This window comes from Komagataeibacter oboediens (assembly GCF_003207815.1).
Lineage (GTDB): Bacteria > Pseudomonadota > Alphaproteobacteria > Acetobacterales > Acetobacteraceae > Komagataeibacter > Komagataeibacter oboediens.
The window spans coordinates 1-18,851 of record NZ_NKTX01000042.1; the positions used below are offsets into that span (position 1 = coordinate 1).

General features: G+C 62.0%; 19 protein-coding genes and 1 pseudogene. 12 read left to right on the top strand and 8 right to left on the bottom strand.

The window, feature by feature from the left end:
- From CFR80_RS12985 to CFR80_RS12995, 3 genes are all read left to right on the top strand, one after another.
- A partial coding sequence (locus CFR80_RS12985; protein ID WP_146221649.1) for a carbohydrate porin occupies positions 1-331 on the top strand: 331 nt, incomplete at its 5' end.
- A gap of 226 nt (positions 332-557) precedes the next feature.
- The gene (locus CFR80_RS12990; protein WP_010516288.1) at positions 558-1,190 is read left to right on the top strand and encodes a hypothetical protein; all 633 of its coding nucleotides are present in this window, start codon (positions 558-560) and stop codon (positions 1,188-1,190) included.
- Between the two features lie 10 nt (positions 1,191-1,200).
- The gene (locus CFR80_RS12995) at positions 1,201-1,704 is read left to right on the top strand and encodes a peptide deformylase (RefSeq protein WP_010516287.1); all 504 of its coding nucleotides are present in this window, start codon (positions 1,201-1,203) and stop codon (positions 1,702-1,704) included.
- An 85-nt stretch (positions 1,705-1,789) separates the two neighbouring features.
- On the opposite strand, the gene CFR80_RS13000 is transcribed toward CFR80_RS12995, so the two are convergent.
- Together CFR80_RS13000 and phoU are read right to left on the bottom strand one after the other, a co-directional pair.
- The gene (locus CFR80_RS13000; protein WP_010516284.1) at positions 1,790-2,515 is read right to left on the bottom strand and encodes a response regulator; all 726 of its coding nucleotides are present in this window, start codon (positions 2,513-2,515) and stop codon (positions 1,790-1,792) included.
- A 5-nt stretch (positions 2,516-2,520) separates the two neighbouring features.
- Positions 2,521-3,225, bottom strand: a complete 705-nt coding sequence (phoU, locus tag CFR80_RS13005) for a phosphate signaling complex protein PhoU (RefSeq protein ID WP_010516282.1) — start codon at positions 3,223-3,225, stop codon at positions 2,521-2,523.
- Positions 3,226-3,395: 170 nt separating this feature from the next.
- On the opposite strand from phoU, the pseudogene CFR80_RS13010 reads away from it, so the two are divergent.
- Positions 3,396-5,736 (top strand): annotated as a pseudogene (locus tag CFR80_RS13010) (TonB-dependent receptor).
- On the opposite strand, the gene CFR80_RS13015 reads toward CFR80_RS13010, so the two are convergent.
- The 3 genes from CFR80_RS13015 to panB are packed head-to-tail and all read right to left on the bottom strand — an operon-like array spanning position 5,685 to position 7,868.
- Positions 5,685-6,686, bottom strand: a complete 1,002-nt coding sequence (locus tag CFR80_RS13015) for an MFS transporter (protein ID WP_258367800.1) — start codon at positions 6,684-6,686, stop codon at positions 5,685-5,687. The pseudogene CFR80_RS13010 and the gene CFR80_RS13015 sit on opposite strands and share 52 nt — an antisense overlap.
- A complete protein-coding gene (locus CFR80_RS19895; protein WP_258367798.1) occupies positions 6,601-7,041 on the bottom strand; it encodes an MFS transporter in 441 nt (146 codons plus the stop codon). Before CFR80_RS19895 ends, CFR80_RS13015 begins: the two co-directional genes overlap by 86 nt.
- On the bottom strand, positions 7,038-7,868 hold the full coding sequence (gene panB, locus CFR80_RS13020; RefSeq protein ID WP_010516279.1) for a 3-methyl-2-oxobutanoate hydroxymethyltransferase: 831 nt from the start codon (positions 7,866-7,868) through the stop codon (positions 7,038-7,040). Before panB ends, CFR80_RS19895 begins: the two co-directional genes overlap by 4 nt.
- Before the next feature lie 105 nt (positions 7,869-7,973).
- Here panB and CFR80_RS13025 point away from each other — a divergent pair, with 105 nt between their 5' ends.
- From CFR80_RS13025 to CFR80_RS13035, 3 genes are all read left to right on the top strand, one after another.
- On the top strand, positions 7,974-8,900 hold the full coding sequence (locus CFR80_RS13025; RefSeq protein ID WP_010516277.1) for a glucosamine inositolphosphorylceramide transferase family protein: 927 nt from the start codon (positions 7,974-7,976) through the stop codon (positions 8,898-8,900).
- Between the two features lie 284 nt (positions 8,901-9,184).
- Complete coding sequence (locus tag CFR80_RS13030) at positions 9,185-10,180, top strand: hypothetical protein (protein WP_029329720.1); 996 nt, start codon at positions 9,185-9,187, stop codon at positions 10,178-10,180.
- 159 nt (positions 10,181-10,339) lie between these two features.
- A complete protein-coding gene (locus CFR80_RS13035; RefSeq protein ID WP_010516273.1) occupies positions 10,340-12,364 on the top strand; it encodes an AAA family ATPase in 2,025 nt (674 codons plus the stop codon).
- Positions 12,365-12,484: 120 nt separating this feature from the next.
- Here CFR80_RS13035 and CFR80_RS13040 read toward each other — a convergent pair whose 3' ends face one another.
- On the bottom strand, positions 12,485-13,330 hold the full coding sequence (locus CFR80_RS13040; protein ID WP_010516271.1) for an acid phosphatase: 846 nt from the start codon (positions 13,328-13,330) through the stop codon (positions 12,485-12,487).
- A gap of 156 nt (positions 13,331-13,486) precedes the next feature.
- Here CFR80_RS13040 and CFR80_RS13045 point away from each other — a divergent pair, with 156 nt between their 5' ends.
- Positions 13,487-13,696, top strand: coding sequence for a hypothetical protein (locus tag CFR80_RS13045; protein WP_010516268.1), 210 nt, complete (start codon positions 13,487-13,489; stop codon positions 13,694-13,696).
- Between the two features lie 127 nt (positions 13,697-13,823).
- On the opposite strand, the gene CFR80_RS13050 is transcribed toward CFR80_RS13045, so the two are convergent.
- Entirely contained in the window at positions 13,824-14,162 is a 339-nt protein-coding gene (locus CFR80_RS13050) for a hypothetical protein (protein ID WP_010516267.1), read from the bottom strand.
- 268 nt (positions 14,163-14,430) lie between these two features.
- Between CFR80_RS13050 and CFR80_RS13055 the strand changes: the two genes are divergently transcribed.
- Together CFR80_RS13055 and CFR80_RS13060 are read left to right on the top strand one after the other, a co-directional pair.
- The gene (locus CFR80_RS13055) at positions 14,431-14,967 is read left to right on the top strand and encodes a DUF1269 domain-containing protein (RefSeq protein WP_010516265.1); all 537 of its coding nucleotides are present in this window, start codon (positions 14,431-14,433) and stop codon (positions 14,965-14,967) included.
- An 89-nt stretch (positions 14,968-15,056) separates the two neighbouring features.
- Positions 15,057-16,175 (top strand): L-dopachrome tautomerase-related protein, encoded by a 1,119-nt coding sequence (locus CFR80_RS13060; RefSeq protein ID WP_010516263.1) that lies wholly within the window; start codon positions 15,057-15,059, stop codon positions 16,173-16,175.
- Between the two features lie 119 nt (positions 16,176-16,294).
- Here CFR80_RS13060 and petA read toward each other — a convergent pair whose 3' ends face one another.
- A complete protein-coding gene (petA, locus tag CFR80_RS13065) occupies positions 16,295-16,927 on the bottom strand; it encodes a ubiquinol-cytochrome c reductase iron-sulfur subunit (RefSeq protein ID WP_010516262.1) in 633 nt (210 codons plus the stop codon).
- 409 nt (positions 16,928-17,336) lie between these two features.
- On the opposite strand from petA, the gene CFR80_RS13070 reads away from it, so the two are divergent.
- Both CFR80_RS13070 and grxB read left to right on the top strand, forming a co-directional pair.
- Entirely contained in the window at positions 17,337-17,525 is a 189-nt protein-coding gene (locus CFR80_RS13070) for a YqaE/Pmp3 family membrane protein (RefSeq protein WP_010516260.1), read from the top strand.
- Positions 17,522-18,166 carry a glutaredoxin 2 gene (gene grxB / locus CFR80_RS13075; RefSeq protein ID WP_010516258.1) on the top strand — a complete coding sequence of 215 codons (645 nt, stop codon included), beginning with the start codon at positions 17,522-17,524 and terminating at the stop codon, positions 18,164-18,166. The genes CFR80_RS13070 and grxB overlap by 4 nt, the downstream gene beginning before the upstream one ends.
- The last annotated feature ends 685 nt before the right edge of the window (positions 18,167-18,851 follow it).

Genomic DNA, 18,851 nt, shown 5'->3' on the forward strand with positions numbered 1-18,851 from the left:
CTTCGCCATTGACGCGGGCCTGAACCTGAAGGCCCCGTTCCGGGGACGTGACAACGACACGATCGGGCTGGGCTGGGGCATTGGCCGCGCCAGTTCGGGTGAGCGCCAGTATACCCGCAACGTGGCCCGGACCGGTACTGACAGCCTGGTGCCGGGCAATGAAAACCACCTTGAACTGACCTATCAGGCGCAGGTTACGCCGTGGCTGGTGATGCAGCCGGACTTCCAGTACGTCTGGCATCCCGCAGGCGGCGGCAGCGACCCGTCCTATCCCTACCGTCGTACCGGCGATGAGGCGATTTTCGGACTGCACAGCAATATTACATTCTGAAGGGCGCGCCCTTCCCTCCCCGCCCGTACTGCTGGTGGTGGCCGTTCTGCTGTTTGCATTCGCAGCCCGCAACCCGCGCTATCCCGACAGCCAGATACCAAGAGAAGACAAAAGCACAGGGCGGTATTGAAAATTTACATTGTTGTGAGGTACGGGCCCCTTCTATACGCCTGAATGGACAGGCACATGGCTGGGTCCCGTGCCGCATTGCAAAAGGAAAAAACCGTTGCGCCGTCTTGTTGCTTTATGTCTCCCGCTTGCCATGGCCGCCTGCGCGCAGCACACCCCCCGCCCCATGGTGAACTACTGCCAGCAGCCCGGTGTGGCTGCCACGATCGTGGGGATTGCCAACCAGGGCACGCCGACCGCATCCCCCGCCATCCGGTTTGAAGACGGGACGGTCAAGAGCGCCGTCTATAACGACCATATGCAGGTCATGGCCTGCCATGGCAGCCTGGTGCGCAAGGATGGTACCCGTCAGGACGGTATCGCCGTCGCCCGCCTGCCGCACATGCGCACGGGGTGGAAGGAAATCTGGAGCACGAGTGCCGCCAGCCACCAGTGGATATCGGATGCGGACATAGAAAAAAACAGGCAGAACCGGTACGCCGAATATTACGAACATACGCCGCAGGCCTGCAAACCCTACGCGCATGACCTGTTCTACGGCACGCAGAAGTCGGACAAGGAAACGGAACACCTGCGCGAGACGCTGTATGACTGCCTGGCGGACCATGACGTCAAGCCGCTGCGTCCCGTATCGGGCGTGGACCATACCTACAGCCCGTTCGGCATGAACTTCTACATCCCCTATTACACCAACCTGAACGCCGACGATAACGGTCCCTTCCTGTACTGACCGTATTGCAATGGCCATCCTGCCGATTGTCCGCTTTCCCCATGCCTGTCTGGAACAGGTGGCGGCCCACGTTGATGCGACTGCGCCGGAAACGGCGCAACTGGCGCGCGACCTGCTGGAAACCATGCATGCTGCGCCGGGCATCGGCATCACGGCATGCCATGTGGGCATTGCGCAGCGGCTGGTGGTCATTGACCTGCCAGGCGGGGACGGCCCGCATGTCTATGCCAATCCCGACATCATCTGGCAGTCAGCGGAAACCTCGACACAGGAAGAAGGCAGCGTGTCCATGCCCGGCATCCACGCGCCTGTCACCCGCCCCACATGTGTGAAAGTCCGTTACGACCGGCCCGATGGCACGAAAGCGGAAGATGTCGCTGATGGCCTGCTGGCCACCTGCCTGCAACATGAAATCGACCAGATCAATGGTGTTTTCTGGCTGAAACGCCTGTCACGCCTGCGGCGCGAACGGGCACTGAAGCGTTATGTAAAGCTGGAACGCGGCAGCATATAAAAGAAGAAAGCTTCAGGAAATGCCGCCTTTTTTGAAAAAAGGCGGCACCCGGAAACTGTCATCAATGGTTGATCGAGGCAGCCGATCAGCCCACCTTGCCATCATCCAGCATGTAACCGCTGGAACGCACGGTGCGGATCAGGTCCGCCCCGCCCGTGGCGTTCAGCGCAAGTCGCAGCCTGCGGATATGGACATCCACCGTGCGCTCTTCCACATGGATACGGTCATCCCACGCGGCAGCCAGTATTTCAGCACGCGAAAACACCCGGCGCGGATTACGCAGCAGATGCAGCAGGATACGGTATTCCGTCGGCCCCAAGGCAACGGGCGTGCCCGCGCGGCTGACCCTGCGTCCGGCGTGGTCCAGCGCTATGTCGGCAAAGCTCAGGACATCTTCCGTCTGCGCGGCAGGTAGCGCGGCACGGCCCGCGCTGCGCCGCATGACGGCCCGCACGCGCGCATGCAGCACATCCATGCCACATGGCTTGACCAGGTAATCATCCGCCCCAGTATCCAGCGCATGGACGGAATCCTGTTCCTCACCCCGCGCGGTCAGCATGATGACCGGCAGGTAACGCGTGGCCGTGGCCATGCGCAGCCTGCGGCACAGGTCTACCCCCGATAACCCCGGCATCATCCAGTCCAGCAGCACGAGGTCGGGTTTCCAGTCGGTCACTTCCCGCAGGGCGTCCAGACCGTTATCCACCGGCATGACAAGATGTCCCGCCGCTTCAAGGTTGTAGGACAGCATGACGGACAGGGCGGCATCATCTTCTGCGACAAGGATGCGCAGCGGGCGGTCTTCAAGCAAGGACGCTAGCCTCCCTGCCCTGAAAACCCGCCACGGGGACGCACGACGGGCAGGATTTCACCCGTTGCGGTATAATAGACGCGTTCGGCAATATTGGTGGCGTGGTCACCAATCCGTTCAAGATTCTTGGCAATGAACAGCAGGTGCGTGCACGGGCCGATATTGCGCGGGTCTTCCATCATATAGGTGACCAGTTCACGGAACATGGCGTTATACAGTTCGTCCACCGCAGTATCGGACTGCCAGACTTCGCGGGCGAGGTCGGCGTTCCGCTGGCTCATGGCGTCGATCGCGCGACGCAGGTTGTCCTGCACCAGGCGTCCCATGCCGCGCAGTCCACTCAGCGAAAGGCGCGAGGACACCAGTTCCGTGCGCAGCGAGCGTCGCGCGATGGAGGCGGCGCAGTCACCGATGCGTTCCATGTCCCCCGTGATCTTGAGCGCCGAGACCACTTCGCGCAGATCCCCCGCCACGGGGGAACGCAGCGCGAGGATGCGGATGACCATCGCCTCCACATCACGTTCCAGCGTATCAACCTGGGGATCGAGGTCGGCTGCGACACCGGCGGCGTTTTCATCGCGATCGGCAATGGCGGCGACCGCCTGCGATGTCTGCTGTTCAACCAGCCCGCCCATCCGCGCCATCATGGAACGCAGTTCTTCCAGTTCCTGTTCGTAACTGCTGACGATATGTGCTGATTCCTGTCCCACCCGCGACCCTTCCTCCCTGCCCGCACAATTATACGGGATGCGCCCGATATCAGGGCTTATGATACGCCACGTAGATATATTATATCCGTCCCGGCTTGTTCAAGACGATGTCATACCCCACCAGAATGGTACAAAATAATGAAATAAAAAGATTTCTTCAGGAACACTCCATGCCGCGCGTGCCCCGTCCCCACATTGTATCCGATCCGGCCCCCGTTTCCTACCGGCGGATGCTGACAATCGCGCTGGGCACGATGCTGGGCATGGGGCCGGGCATGGCGGCGGGAAATGACAATACGCCATCCGCCACGCCCGCCACGACACCCGCCCGCGGCACGGCTGCCCGCGCGCCTGCCGCCCCGACGGAACGCATGACCGTGACCAGCCGGCACGTGGTGGGCACCCAGCCCGGCGGCGGCCTGATCCGGGCGGAGGACGCGGCAAAATCCGTCAGCACCATCGGCACCGATTTCATGCGCAAGCAGGCGCCAAGTGCCACGGCCTTCGACATGGTCAGCCTGCTGCCCGGGGCCAATGTCTCCTCCTCCGACGCGCTGGGTTTTTCACCCCAGACCAACATAACCGTGCGCGGGCTGGGCGGGGATTCGCTTGGTTATGTGCTTGAAGGGATGCCGCTGAACGACATCGCCTATTATAACGGTTACCCCGGACAGTTCGCGGATACGGAAAATTACCAGAGCGTGTCACTCGCCCAGGGGACGGCCGACCTGGATTCGCCCGTCCTGAACGCGGCGGGGGGAACTGATGAGCATGTCCCTGCGCGATCCCTCCATGCGGGCGGGGGGATATGCCGATGTCTCATACGGGTCATACAACACGAACCGGCAGTTCCTGCGGCTGGATACCGGGCAGATCGGGCATACCGGCATCCGGGGTTTCGTGTCCTATTCCCATGGGTATACCGATAACTGGCGCGGGCCGGGACATGATGAACGCCAGCACATCGACTTCAAATTCCTGCGCGAATGGGGGGCGGGCAACCGGGTATCCGTGCTCGGGACATGGAACACGATGGTCGCCAGCTATTACCCGCCGGTGGACAAGGCGGACTGGCAGGCACAGGGACCACATGGGACGGCCAACAACCTTGCCGCCACCTATAACCCCAATGATGCGGCAGGCGGCACGGATTACTGGCAGCTGTACCGACAGCCCGAACGCATCGCCTATATCGCAGCCCCCGCGCGCTTCACGCTGGCGGACAGCGTGCACCTGAAGGTCACGCCCTATGCGCAGTGGAGTTACGGCAACGCGCCCAGCGGCACGACCATGGGGGAGAGCGGCCTGTGCGATGGCACGGGTGGCTGCGATGAAAATGCCGTGGTGCGCGCGAACTGGACCCAGACCAGCTACCGCTCCGGCTTCAATGCCGCACTGGACTGGCAGCTGGGCAACCATGACCTGGTGGTGGGATACTGGTACGACTATTCCGATGACAGCGAGCACCAGCCCTTCACTGCAGTCAACGCGCAGGGATATGCCGCCGACATATGGGTGGACCGGATCAGCCGTACCCTGCTGCAGCCCGATGGCCAGCAGGTGGATGCGGGCAGCTACCACATGATTTCCCAGACCAACGCGCTGTATGCCGGCGACCGGATGCATTTCCTGGGCCACCGCCTGATGGTGGATGTGGGCTTCAGGGAAGTCATGCTGGACCGCCATGGCACGACCACGTCAGACGGGGTGCAGACGACGGCAGGCAGCAATTCCGCCACCCCGCTGCCGCGCATTGCGATCCGCTACCGCATCAGTCCGCGCCACATGGTCTTTTTCAACACCACGACCAATTTCCGCACGCCAGATGAAACCGCCCTGTTCGGTGGCGTGACCGATACGGGCGTCGCCACACAGCTGAAGAACGAATATTCCGTGTCCGAAGAACTGGGCTATCGCTACAGCGGCAACCTGATTGTCGGCAGCCTGACGCTGTTCAACTATGATTTCACCAACCGCGAAATCCAGACCCAGATCGGACAGGTGGACTCCACCATAAATGGTGGCGGCCAGACATCACGCGGGGTGGACGTGGAAATCGGGCTGAAGCCATGGCACCATTTCGCGCCCTACCTGTCGGGGGAATACCTGCATGCCACCATCGACAGTGACATCCCCTCCGTCGGCGGCATGCTGGCAACACGTGGCAGAACGGCGGTGGAAAGCCCTACACTACAGGCCTCTGCCGGGCTGAGTTATGATGACGGGCACATATTCGGCATGGCCTCCATCCATTACACGGGACGGCAGTACTCAACCTTCATGAATGATGAACGTATGCCCGACCATACGACCGGTAATCTGGCCATCGGATACCGCATGGATGACCATGCCGTCTTCTCCCATCCCGAATTCAGGATGAATTTCAACAATATCACCAACCAGCATTACCTGTCCGGTGTCGCGACCCCCACCCTGACCAAAGTGGATGGCCCGCAATATTACGTGGGCGGCGGGCTTGCGGTGCTGTTTACCGCCTCCACAGGGTTCTGAGGGGCGAAATACCGCAGCACCACCCCACCCGCCAGCAGGTACAGCAACGCGGGCAGCAGCAGGAAACCGGCATGGATGCCTGCCTGCGCATGGACTGACTGCACGCCCACGCCACTGACCAGTCCCGACGCCGCAAGTACGCCCGCCAGCAGACTGCCACCAACATCAAACGCCATTTTCGATGCGGTGGAATTCAGCGCCCATGCCAGTCCCACGGTGTGCGTGCCCGAAAACCCATCGCCGCCGTCCATGCAGTGCGCCAGCAGGGTAAAGCAGACCGGATTGCAGATCCCCACGCACAGCCCGAACAGCGCAAGCGAGATGCCCAGCACCTCCACCCGCGCGGGCAGCATATACGCCACCAGCAGCACGCCCCCCGCCGCCAGCGTGCCACCGCGCATGACCGGGGCCGTGCCCCACCGCCCGGCCAGCGGCAGTGACAGGCCACACCCCGCCAGCACCATCAGGCTGACAAGACCCAGCAGCCAGCCGGCCATATGGTCACTGTCATGCAGGACATAGCGCACATCATAGACCAGCGCGCCGAACAGGAAGGTGCTGCCCAGCATGGTCAGCAGCATCGCCCCCGTCAGCCGCCGCCAGCCCCGGTTGACCAGCAGCCCGGCAACGCGCGCACGTACCGTCAGGTCCCCCCCATCAGTCGCAACCCGTTCATGGCAGAACCGCGACGGCAGCCACAGCAGTCCGCCCACCACGCACGCCACCACGACCATGTACAGGGCGAATCCTGCCTGCCGGTTACCATGACCCAGCCAGTCCACCATGGGCAGGGTCGTGATGCTGACCAGCAGGCTGCCCAGTGTCGCCCCCACCATGCGGCTGGTGGCAAGGCGCAGGCGCATGTCATGGTCCCGCGAAATCAGGCTGGTCATGGCGCCATAGGCGGTATTGACCACGCCATACGCCACGCACAGCGCCATGTAGCCCATGGCCACGCATGCCCACCGGCCACATGTGCGGCAGCGGGATGAAGGTCAGCGCCACCAGCACCATGAATGGCGCGATCCCTGCGCGCAGCACGGGTATGGCCTGCCGCCCCACCGGCCTGCAGTCGATCCACAGCCCCACCACCGGGTCGGTCACAAGGCTGGCCGCGCGTGCGGCCATAAGCATGAATCCCACCATCTGCACCGGCAGCAGCGAGATTTCAGTATAGAAATACGCCAGGTAGCTGAGCATCAGCCCCCAGATGATGTTGAACCCCATGTCCCCCGCGCCAAATGCCATGACCTCCGCCAGTCCGATACGGGAGACGGAGGGGGCAGCCGCGCGGGGGGCTTTCATCCCGGCAGGACCTTGCTGCGCACGCCAAAGCATTCTTCCGGCCCCGGAAAGCGGCGGGTGCGCACATCTTCCGCATAGCGTGCGGCAGCGTCGTCGATCACGCTGCCCACATCGGCATAGCGGCGGACGAAACGTGGCGTGAACGCACCGAACGCCCCCAGCATGTCGTCAACCACCAGAACCTGCCCGTCACATGCGGGCGAGGCCCCGATCCCGATGACAGGAACGGGCACGTCCGCCGTGATGTCGCGCGATACGGGTTCCACGGTCCCTTCCAGCACGATGGCGAAGGCACCGGCATCGGCAATGGCCCGTGCATCCGCATGGACCTTGCGCGCCTGCTGCGCGTCACGCCCCTGCGTGCGGAAACCACCCGCCGTATTGACCGCCTGTGGCATAAGCCCCACATGCCCGCAGACCGGGATGCCGCGCTGCGACAGGAACCGCACGGTCTCGGCCATTTCCGTCCCGCCTTCCAGCTTGACCGCGCCACAGCCGGTTTCCGCCATGATGCGCGCGGCATTGCCGAACGCCTGCGCGGGTGACTGCTGGTACGACCCGAACGGCATGTCCACCACCACCAGCGCACGGCGGGATGCACGGACGACGGCTGCCCCGTGGGCGATCATCATGTCCATGCTGACGCCAAGCGTATCCGGCATGCCATACACCACCATGCCCAGCGAATCCCCCACCAGCATCACATCCACATGCGGGTCAAGCCTGCTGGCCATGGGCGCGGTATAGGCTGTCAGCCATACGCCCGGCACGTCTCCCTTCCGGACATCACGAATGGTCCGGCGCCGGGGCTGTTCCCCATTGCCCATGCTTGCTATTCCCCTGCCCTGTTCATCTGGTACGATGTCATCTGGCATATTGCAGCACATCGGTGTTTGCAAATCCGCCATCCGATACAGGCAGGGGCTGCGCAAATGGGACTTGGCCGGACCGATATATGGCAGACGGGGCTTATTCACCGGTCCATGCCCGACGTGCTGCGCACGGGCACGCTGGCAGACATGCCGGTTACATGGCTGCCAGATCCCGGTCCCTTCCGTTTCATTGCCGACCCCTTTGGCATCTGGCACGAGGACAGGCTGTACCTGTTTGCCGAAGCCTATGATTACCGGGTGAAGGTCGGGCGCATTGACGTCTTCATCCTTGACCGCACCCTGCGCGTCATCGCGCATTCACCGGTGCTGGTGGAACCATGGCACCTGTCCTATCCCGTCATCCTGCGCGACCGGGACGGGTCATTCCTCATGATGCCCGAATCAGGAAAAAGCGGCGTGCAGCGCCTGTACCGCGCGACCGATTTTCCCTATCGCTGGAAGGAAGTGGAGGGCTGCACCTTTCCCGGCCCGATGATCGACGCCTCCCCCCTGTTCCATGACGGCCGGTGGTGGCTGTTCCATACCCCGTGGCATGAAGAAGAACGTCCCCGCGTCGATACCCTGCATGTGGCATGGGCCGACAGCCTGACGGGGCCGTGGCACCCGCACCCCGCCAATCCGGTCCGGCGCGACATACACAGCGCCCGGCCCGGCGGAACACCGGTCGTGATGGATGACGGCACGATCATCCTGCCAACGCAGGACTGCGCGCGGACCTATGGCGGGGCGATCACCCCGCTGGCCATCACCACCCTGACGATACGTGAATTCGCGGCCCACCCCCTGCCCCCCCTGACCGCGCCACCCGCATGGCGGCCTGCGACCGACGGGCTGCATACCCTGTCCGCCGCGGGATCCGTGACACTGGTGGACGCCAAGCAGACCAGCCGGTCGGTCATCGGGCGCGCAGGCGTGGATATTCACCGCATGGCGCGAAAACTGACCCGCCGCACGCCGCGTTATTAACAAAACTGAAAAAGACATATTCATGACAGGATCAGGAAATCTGTCATGGATTTAATGTGATATTAATTACCATTATCAAATAACATGCCTATAATATGCATGAATATGGCATGTAACGATAACCTTTCCAACGCCCCGTCCCGATAACCGGGCCGATGCCGTATCCCGTGCGACCCGCCCCCATCATCCTGTGGCGCATGGATCCGGGTCATGTCGGCAACTCCGGCATGATCAGCCCGTTAACCACCGATCCTTCCAGCCCCAGATACTTCAAGGACCGTCCGATGCGTGAACCACGTACCGCCCCGGCTGCCTGGCATCTGCAGCATTCCCGTCCCGAAAGCCTGGTCAGCTACTTTGATCCATGGCAGCCCGTGGCGCGGCAGCTGGACATGCTTGCCAACCGCTTCCGGACCGTAAAGGCCCTGTGCGATGCGCAGGTGGACAGCCTGGCCACCGAACATGCGGCACTGGCGGACCTGCGCGATTCGCTTGCGTTTCACCTGCTGCGGGCCTGCGTATGGTGGCAGGTCGATTTCTCGCCCCATGCGGTGACCGGCCTGCAGGCCACCAGTTTCATGAAATACGTGCGCCGTCATACCGACCGCTTCGTGGATGACGACACGCTGCTGGATGTCATGACATGGCAGCATTACATGCACCGCGCCGATAGCGGGCATATCATGGTAACCGGGACCGACCCGCTGTGCCGGGGCAACACCACCATCGTGTACGGCATCGATGGACATCGTGGCTTCCGTTTCGCCATGCAGCGTGCGGGCCAGAAGCTGGAATGGAACGACATCACCCATACGGATTTTGTCGCGTCCTGCCTGAATGCCCGCGCCCTGCACTGCCTGATCGAGACGGAATGCACCGCTATTGGCGAATGGGATCTTGCGCGGGAAGAACACATCCAGGCCTCGCGCCATTACACCCAGCATTTCCGTACGGCCACGCAGGCCAACCCGGTGGAACGCTATGCCACCGCCCTTGACCAGCTGAGCCGCTGCCATTCGCGCTTTGGCCGTTTCGAGTTCGAGAACATCGTCAACCACATGGCGTTTTCCGTGGTGCGGACGGCACATGAACGCGGGATCAGCATTGCCGACATGCTGCGCCACGGGACCGACCGCACCGTCAGCCCCCGAATCGCGGGCAGCCTGAAAAAGCGCGCACGCGGCCATATCACCACTGGCACCGATCCCCTGCGCCACGCGGAACTTGAAGCCCTGCTGGATCAGGTTGAAACCGGCTTTGCCCTGTCAGATGGCAGCTGATGGACGTGGGGGGAGAGAAAACATCGTCCTTCCCCCACGACATCCGTCCCTGCACTACCTATATTCAGACAGGAGCAGCAGGAGACCCGATATATGGCGCTAGCCAAGAGCAGACGACCGGCAACACGCCGCAGGACGGTACAGCCGCGCTCATCGCGCGTGCGGGGCGAGACACGCCGCCTGCTGGAGATGCTGTGCGTGCTGCATGGTTCGATCCATCGTGGATCGCGTGACGCCGGCGCGCTGGTCCGCTGCGTGGTGCAGGCCCAGCCCGACCTTGGCCTGCATGACAAGGAACTGCCTGCTGCCCCCCGCCATGATGGGGAAAACCCGCCCACCACCACCGAATGGAAACGCCTTGGCCACGCGCTGGAGGAAGCACGCGCCCAGCACGCGGGCGACCGGGGATACGTGGATACCTGGCTGGAGGAACTGAGCCAGGCCACCGGGCTGGGCCGCGTGGCCAGCGAGGTGCTTGGCCTTGCGATGTGCTATCGCCTGAACGGGCATTTCGAACAGCTATGGGACGACCTGTGTGAAAACCGGTCACGCGGGCCGTTCCTGTGCGAGGACATTCCCCTTCTGCACCTTCTTCTGGGGCAGGAGGAAGATGCGATTGCCACCGCGCTGGCCCCCGAGGGGCAGTTGCGCATGAGTGGCCTCATGACCGTGGACGAGGACGGCGACATTACCCTGCTGCCCCGTCTCATGGCGCTTATGAACCGCCGCGCCAGCGTGGTGGGCGATATCCGCTCCCTGCTGCTGGGCCAACCGCGTGAGGCGACCCTGCCGTGGGATGCCTTCGCCCATCTGGGCCAGCAGGCGGACATCGCGGCGAAGCTGCTGAAGGCCGCGGTCGAACAGCATGCAACGGGCATCAATATCCTGTTGTACGGGCCGCCGGGCACGGGCAAGACCGAATTCGCGGCAACCCTTGCGCGGCATATCAATGCCACCCTGTACCCCGTAGGCGAGGCTGACAGCGCGGGCGATGAGCCATCGCGCCACGAACGGCTGGCCGACCTGCGGTGCAGCACGCGGCTGCTGCGCAATACAGACTCCATCCTGCTGTTTGACGAGGCGGAAGACCTGTTCACCGCCAGCCTGTTCGACCCGCCGCAATCCTACAGTCGCGTCTTCTTCCACCGGCTACTGGAACAGGGCGGCACCCCCGTCATCTGGACGGCCAATGACCTTGATACCCTTGGCCCCGCGATCGCGCGGCGCATGGCGCTGTGCATTGAGGTCCGACAGCCCGGAATCGGCGTGCGCACGCGGCTGTGGCAGGACATGGCGCGCGAGGAAAAGGTCGCCCTGGCACCCACGGACGCAGCCGACCTGGCCCGCGCCATTCCGGCGGCCCCGGCGATTTTCCGCAATGCGCTGCGGTCCACCCATCTGGCGGGCGGCGATTCCGCCATGGCCAGCATGATCGCAACCGGCATTGCCCGTGCGGCAGCGGGCGGGCAGATGCCCATGCCGTCACAGCCGGATGTCACGGATTACGATTCAACCCTGATCAACGCGGACTGTGACCTGCAGGCCCTGACCACGCGGCTGGCCCGTCCCGGCGCGCCGCGTGCGGTCTCGCTGCTGCTGTCGGGACCACCGGGTTCGGGCAAGAGTGCGTATGCCCGCCATCTGGCGGAACGGATGGACATGCCGGTACTGCAGAAACGCGCATCCGACCTGCTGGACAAGTATGTCGGGCAGAGCGAGCAGCAGATCGCGGCCGCCTTCGCCGAAGCATGCGACAGCGGGGCCTTCCTGATCATTGACGAAGCAGATAGCCTGCTGGGCGATCGCCGGTCGGCGGAACGCTCGTGGGAAATCAGCCAGGTCAATGAAATGCTGACATGGATGGAACACCATCCCCTGCCCTTTGCCTGCACCACCAACCTTGTGGAAAAGCTGGACCCGGCCAGCATGCGGCGGTTCCTGTTCCGCGCCCGCTTTGACTACCTGACGGAAACGCAGGCGGCCCATGCGTTCCGGCGTTTTTTCGAAAAGGACGCGCCAGCAGGCCTGCGCCATGTCCGCACGCTGGTGCCATCGGACTTTGCACTGGTGCTGCGTCGCGCGCGCCTGCTGGATGAAGACCCGACGCCAGATGACCTGCTGGAACGCCTGAAGGCGGAAACGGCGGGACGGGACGGAACCCGGCGCATCGGTTTCCTGTCCTGACCCATTGGATGTCGGGCAGGAAAACCGAAAGGTGCTTCTGGTGAAGCTTGTTGCAAAAAGCTTAGGAAAACGCCGCCTTTTAAAAAAGGCGGCACCCAGAAACTCTTCTCAGGTAATCCTTTATTGCGGCGGATGGGCGGCGGCATCCGCCTCAACCGCGCATTCGGCTGCGGGCGGTGCCGCCATGGTCGGGTGCAGCGCCGTGACTTCCGCACGCGCCGCGTCCATTTCCTGACGGAAGCCTTCATCCTGTTCCATGGCGGAATACAGCACGCCGCCATTCAACCACGCCGCCATCACATCACTCTGCCACTGCACGCCACACACCACCCGGCTTTCGCCAAACACCCTGGCGCGCTGCATGATCCATGCCGTCCGGTCGGGCAGGATATCGGACAGGATCAGCCCCGTAACCCAGCCCAGCGTGGCATGAAGCGACGGATAGGACGGATCCTGTTTCAGGCTGGCGCGAGGCGGAATACAGGTCGGCAGTTCCGCCTCGGTAAAGGGGCGCGGGCGGTTCCACAGCATTTTCTGCGCATGGACGGCCGGTGTCAGGCGCTGTTCGATCCGTGTCACAAGACCAACCAGTTCAGGCAGGCGGTCTGGCGGCAGGGTAAACCCCGCCGCACATGAAAAGGCCGCGACCATATGGGCGGGCGTATCACGATTATCCGCCTGCGCCAGTTTCCAGCGCGGCGTACCTTCCAGTACGCGGGTCGCGGCGAAAATACTGGCATCGGCCGCGCGCTGCGCCGTATCCGGGCCGGGAGGAGGCGGGAGGAAAACCTGCCCGTCCGGCAGGGGCGGCCCGGCAGGAGCTTCCGCCTGCGTTGCATGATGGTGCACGGCACCTGTGCCGTGATGGTGGGGATGCGCGCGGGCATCTACCGATACCGTCGTCAGCAGGGTCATCATGACAGAGGCGGCAAGGCCACCAGCCACGGCACAACGGTCAAGATGCATCTGTTTCCTGTCAGTTCACCTGTTGGCCGCATTCCACGGCCCTACCATGCGCATAGCATGGGCGCAGGGAGTGGCAAATCCTGCGCGAAGCAGGTGCTGCTTCTGCGTCGCCGGGTTTTATGGCATGCTGGCGTCAAAGCCCGGAGACACGTAACAATGAACCGTAGAAACCCGATATGGCCCACATCGGTCAGCCCTGTCCGCATCGGCCTGTGCGTTGTCGGGCTGACGCTGGTGGTGGTCCAGTTCTTTCATGGCCTGCACATAAGCCCTGATTCCATGCCGGGACAGGTCATGTTCCACATCGCCATGCTGGCGCTGGGCGCCATCATATTCGTCGTGGGCATGTGGGGGCCGTCACTGTAGGACGACGCCATACGACGTGACAGGAACGTTTCTGGTGAAGCTTTTTGCAAGACGCTTCGGGCAATACCGTCTTCCTGAAAAAAGGCGGCATCCGGAAACCTTCATTTCCTGACATGTATTCCAGAATTTACCGGCGTTCGGAGTCTGCACCGCTGCCTTCATCCGTGATCCCGGCACGTGACGAGGCATCGGCATCCGGTTCCACCGTGCGGCTCATACGTGCGACCGCCGCATCATCGCCAAACCCGCGTCCTGATATGCGGCGGCGGGGGACTGGATTTTCCATCAGCACGTTTTCCAACGCTTCCGGGTCTGTCCGTTCGGCTTCGTCAAACAGTTCATCAGCGCACGCCTGATCCCCTGCGCGTTCTGCCCGCAATCCCGCTTCCGCCAGCCTGCGCGCGGTGCCGTGCTTGCCTTCGCCTGCATTATCGGGGCGGTCGTCATCATTCATGAAACGGGGCATCGGCTTCCCTCTCCTTGCAATAACCGGGTGCGTGACACCCTGCAGGTCAGACAACACATTGACAGGGGGACGGTTCACCACCGCGCCCGAATGACACGCATGATGGAAATGGGTAGCGCGGGCAGCCAGCGCAACCGGGGCAGACCTGCACCCCACCGGGGGCATCCATGCCTAAAAACCGCCACGGCATGAAGGCCATATCCATGTAATATCAAGGCGACCATCCACCACCACGGGCCGGTGGCGGATACATGAAACGGAGTACCCCATGTCCGATCTGATCGTTATCGGTTTTGACAGTCAGGATGAAGCCACGGCTGCCCTGACCGAATGCAAGAAACTGGAAAAGGAATACCTGCTGGATCTGGAGGATGCGGTTGTTGTCGTCCGCACCGCCGATGGCAAGCTGCACCTGCAGCAAAGCGTCAACCTGGAAAAGGTCGGTGCGTCGTATGGCCTGTTCTCCGGTGGTTTCTGGGGCGCACTGGTGGGGCTGCTGTGCCTGAACCCGCTGGCGGGCTTTGTCGCGGGCAGCATCGTGGGCGCGGGTGCAGGCGCGATCGCGGGCAAGATGTCCGACTACGGCATTGATGACAATTTCATCAAGTCGCTGGGTGCCACCATTCCCGCCAACACCTCCGCGCTGTTCATTCTGGTGCGCAAGTCCCAGCCCGAAAAGGTGCTGGCCGACCTGCGTGAGTTCAAGGGCCATGCCCGCGTGCTGCAGACCTCGCTTTCCCCGGAAAACGAAAACAAGCTGCGCTCCGCCCTGGGCCAGATGGCGGCCCCCGCACCGGCAGCGTGACTGCCTGTCCCGCATGCCACCCATGGCATGTGGGACCCCGACACATAGCCGTGATGACCGATCACCCCGCGTAATGATATGCTGGCGCCATGCAGACCATACGGCAGCGCCTGCGGGGCGTGTTCCTGACAGTTCTTCTGGCCATCCCGGCCGCCACCTGGCACGGTCCGGCACGGGCGCATGAACAACTGCATGTACAATGGACATCCGACCGCGTCCTGAATGCCGTGGCAGTGGCTGATAACGGGCGCACCTTCGTTTCCTTCCCCTATTGGGGCGGGGGTGGCAGCGGTCCCACCGTTGCCGAAATCGATGCCAGCGGCCAGCCCCATGCCTTCCCCGATGCACGCTGGAACCACCCCGACGGTACAAAGGGGGACCTGCAGCCCTTCGTGCGTGTCAACGCCCTGCGCATTGGCCCGGACGGGCTGTTATGGGTTGTGGATTCAGGGGATGCGAACGTGGGCGGTCCGCCCAATCCCGCCAAGGGGACCCCGGCTCGCCTGCTGGCGTTTGATATGGACACCGGCAGCGTGGTTCATGCCATCCCGCTCCGCGCCGCCAGCACGCCACACAGCTACATGGACGACATCCGTTTCCATCAGGATACAATTTTCGTAACCGATGCGGGCGATCCCGCACTGGTGGTGGTCAACCTGTCCAACGGGACGCAGCGCCGGGTACTGGCGCATGACCGATCCACGACAGATAACCGCCCGATGTATGCCGAAGGCCACATGCTGATGGCCCATGGCCAGCAGGTGCGGATCCATGCCGACCAGCTGGAGGTTTCCCCCGATGGGCAGAAACTCTATTTCCAGCCCAGTTCCGGTCCCATGTGGGTCGCCCCCACGGCAGCACTGGAAAACCCGGCCCTGTCGGCATCCGACCTGTCCCATGCCGTTACCCTGTTTTACGACACGCCCACGACAGGCGGGACGGCCATTGACGGCAATGGCAACCTGTATGTGTCGGATGTGGATAGGCTAGGTATCCTGCGCATTACGCCACAGGGAAAGGCGAGCACGCTGATCCATGACAGGCGGCTGGTCTGGGCCGACGCCATGTGGATCGACAGCCATGGTGTCCTGTGGATACCCGCCGTGCAGCTCAACCGGACCGCGACATTCCAGCCCGACGGGGTTTCACGCCTGCATCTGCCGGTGGCGATCTATACCATGGACCTGCATCTGAAACCCGAACGGTAGGACGTATTTGAAAATACCTGCTTGACGGAAAACAGATAGAATTTTCCGGGCGCTGCCATTTTTGTCAAAAAAAAGCAGCGTTCCCTGAAGCTTTTTAAAAGTACTTCACCAGAAACTTCTTATAATTGCAGGATGCCACCAAAATCAAAATCCTGCCCCGCAGGGTTTTCACCCAGCCGGATCACGGTTGGTGACGGCATGCTGTAAGGGGGCACCGGCAGGTTATACGGTGCCGGCGCCCCACGGAACACACGTCCCGCCAGATCGAATTTCGACCCATGGCAGGGACAGGCATACCCGCCGGGCCAAGTATTGTCCTGTCCTTCGGGCAGGGGGCGATAGGCGGGAACACAGCCCAGATGGGTACAGATCCCCACCACCACGCCATAACGCGGGTCCAGCGAACGATGCCAGTTGCGGGCATAGGGCGGCTGCTGCTGGTCATTGGACTGCCCATCGCGCAGCCGTCCGGTCAGGGCAGCGTCCTGCAGGGCGGCAAGGGCTTCGGGCGTGCGATGGGTAATGAAAACGGGTTTGCCCTGCCATGTCACGACAATCTGCTGTCCCGGCGGCAGGGCGGATATATCCACGTCAACCGGCAAATGCGCTGCCGCACTGTCACGCGGGGCCAGACTCTGCAGGAAGGGCCACAGGCATGCGCCCGCACCGGCGGCGGCCGTGGCGGTGGTAACAAGCCCCAGGAAATTCCGGCGCCCACCGGGTGCCGATTGTGTATCCGACGCATTTTCCATCGTGCTGTTTCTATCGTGCACCCGTATCAAAAGAAAGGGCATACAGCATCATTGCAGCCTACCATTCCCTGCAGGAAAAAAGGACGGCACGCCGCGGCCACACGCTATTACCCGACCATGTAAACAGTCAGCCACGCATGACCCGTGTCACAGAAATCAGCCCATAATTTCAGAAGAAAGCTTTTTCCCAAAAAGCTTCAGAAAACGAAGCCTTTGTTAAACAAGACGATATCCAGAACCCTTTATTCTTCCCTGATCAACGGATTGATCCAGAGGTGCTGCCAGGGCAACCCGTCCCCGCCTACGGCGTATGTCGTAGTGCTTCACACACATATCCAGGCTGTGCCGGACGATGATCCACGCTAGGTTTACCTGCGTGCCCCTTCGGGCCTGAACATGGAGAGATATCATGCGGCTTGTCCTTGCCCTGCTGCTGCCGTGGCTGCAGTTCTTTACGATTGGACGTCCCTTTGCCGGCATCATCTGCCTGATCCTGCAGGTGACCGTCATCGGATGGATTCCGGCCGCGATCTGGTCGGTCTATGCGCTCAGCCAGTACTCGACCGATCGCAAGCTTGCGGCCCTGCGACGTTCATGAAGCTTTACATCTACGATCACTGCCCTTTCTGCGTGAAGGCACGCATGATCTTCGGGCTCAAAAACCTTCCCGTTACCGAGGTAGTGCTGCTCAACGACGACGTGCAGACACCAATGCGGATGATCGGGCAGAAAATGGTGCCTATACTGGAACATGACGGCCGCTTCATGGGCGAAAGCATGGACATCATCGCCCATGTCGACGCCATGGATGGCCACCCCGTGCTGACCGGTCCGACGCGACCGGAAATAGGCCAGTGGATGCGCGATGGACAACAGGCCTATATCCGCCTGATCCTGCCGCGTTTCGCCGCCGCCCCGTTTGCGGAATTCGCGACGACGGGCGCCCGCCTGTATTTTATCGAGAACAAGGAGACGATGATCGGCCCGTTCGGCACCTGCCTGGCCGAAAGTGACACATTGCGGACCAGCACGAACACGGCCCTTGACCAGCTTGCCAGTCTGATCAAATCCCCCCAGGCAGTAAACGGCACCCTGTCCACCGATGACATTCACCTGTTTGCCCACCTGCGCAGCCTGACGCTGGTGGCGGGACTCGACTGGCCCGCGCCGGTCCGGGCGTATTGCCAGCATATGTCACAGGCCACCGGCATCCCGCTGCTGGACCACATGGCGGGCTGACCGTTCATGCATGAACATGTGGGGGGAAGGAAATGCATGGCAACTGTCATGGCACCATGACCGTTTCCCCCCGCATGACACCTTGGGCAGGCAGGGAGACACTCCATGTCAGAATCACATGAACCCGGACAGCCATATGAACGCCGTTGTTCCACGCCGTTCGAGGTCTGGATCCGGAGATCGCTGCATAACCGGTTCGACATGGTCTGCAGCGAAAAATTCCCTGTGGAAATCCTTGACCAGTTTGACACTCACGGCCCCGGCATATCCCTGACCCCACCCCATGGGGAGCATGATATGGACGCCTGATGCACAGGCATATGAACGGACCGGTCAGGTGTGGATTTTTTTTGCCAGACTCGCCTCGAGTCCGATAGGCACCAGCACAAAGTCACCAGAAAAGAAAGCGGTTGAATCGCTCTTATGGCGGAAAATAGCCATTTATTGTCTCTTTCCCGCAACACGAACCCAGAGTCGCAAGCCTGAATTGGCCTTGAAACCCTGTGGATAAGTCTGTTGGCTTTTTCGGACTCCAGCCTTTGAAATACAGAGTCTTCCCTTTTTCGTGATTTGTGCGCAATTTGTCCTTATACCAAAGGACGTAGCCACTGACTCGTGTGTGAAGTGACAAACGGCGCTGGCTCTGATTCTCTTGATGCGGGAGGATCTGGCTGATGACGAGGGC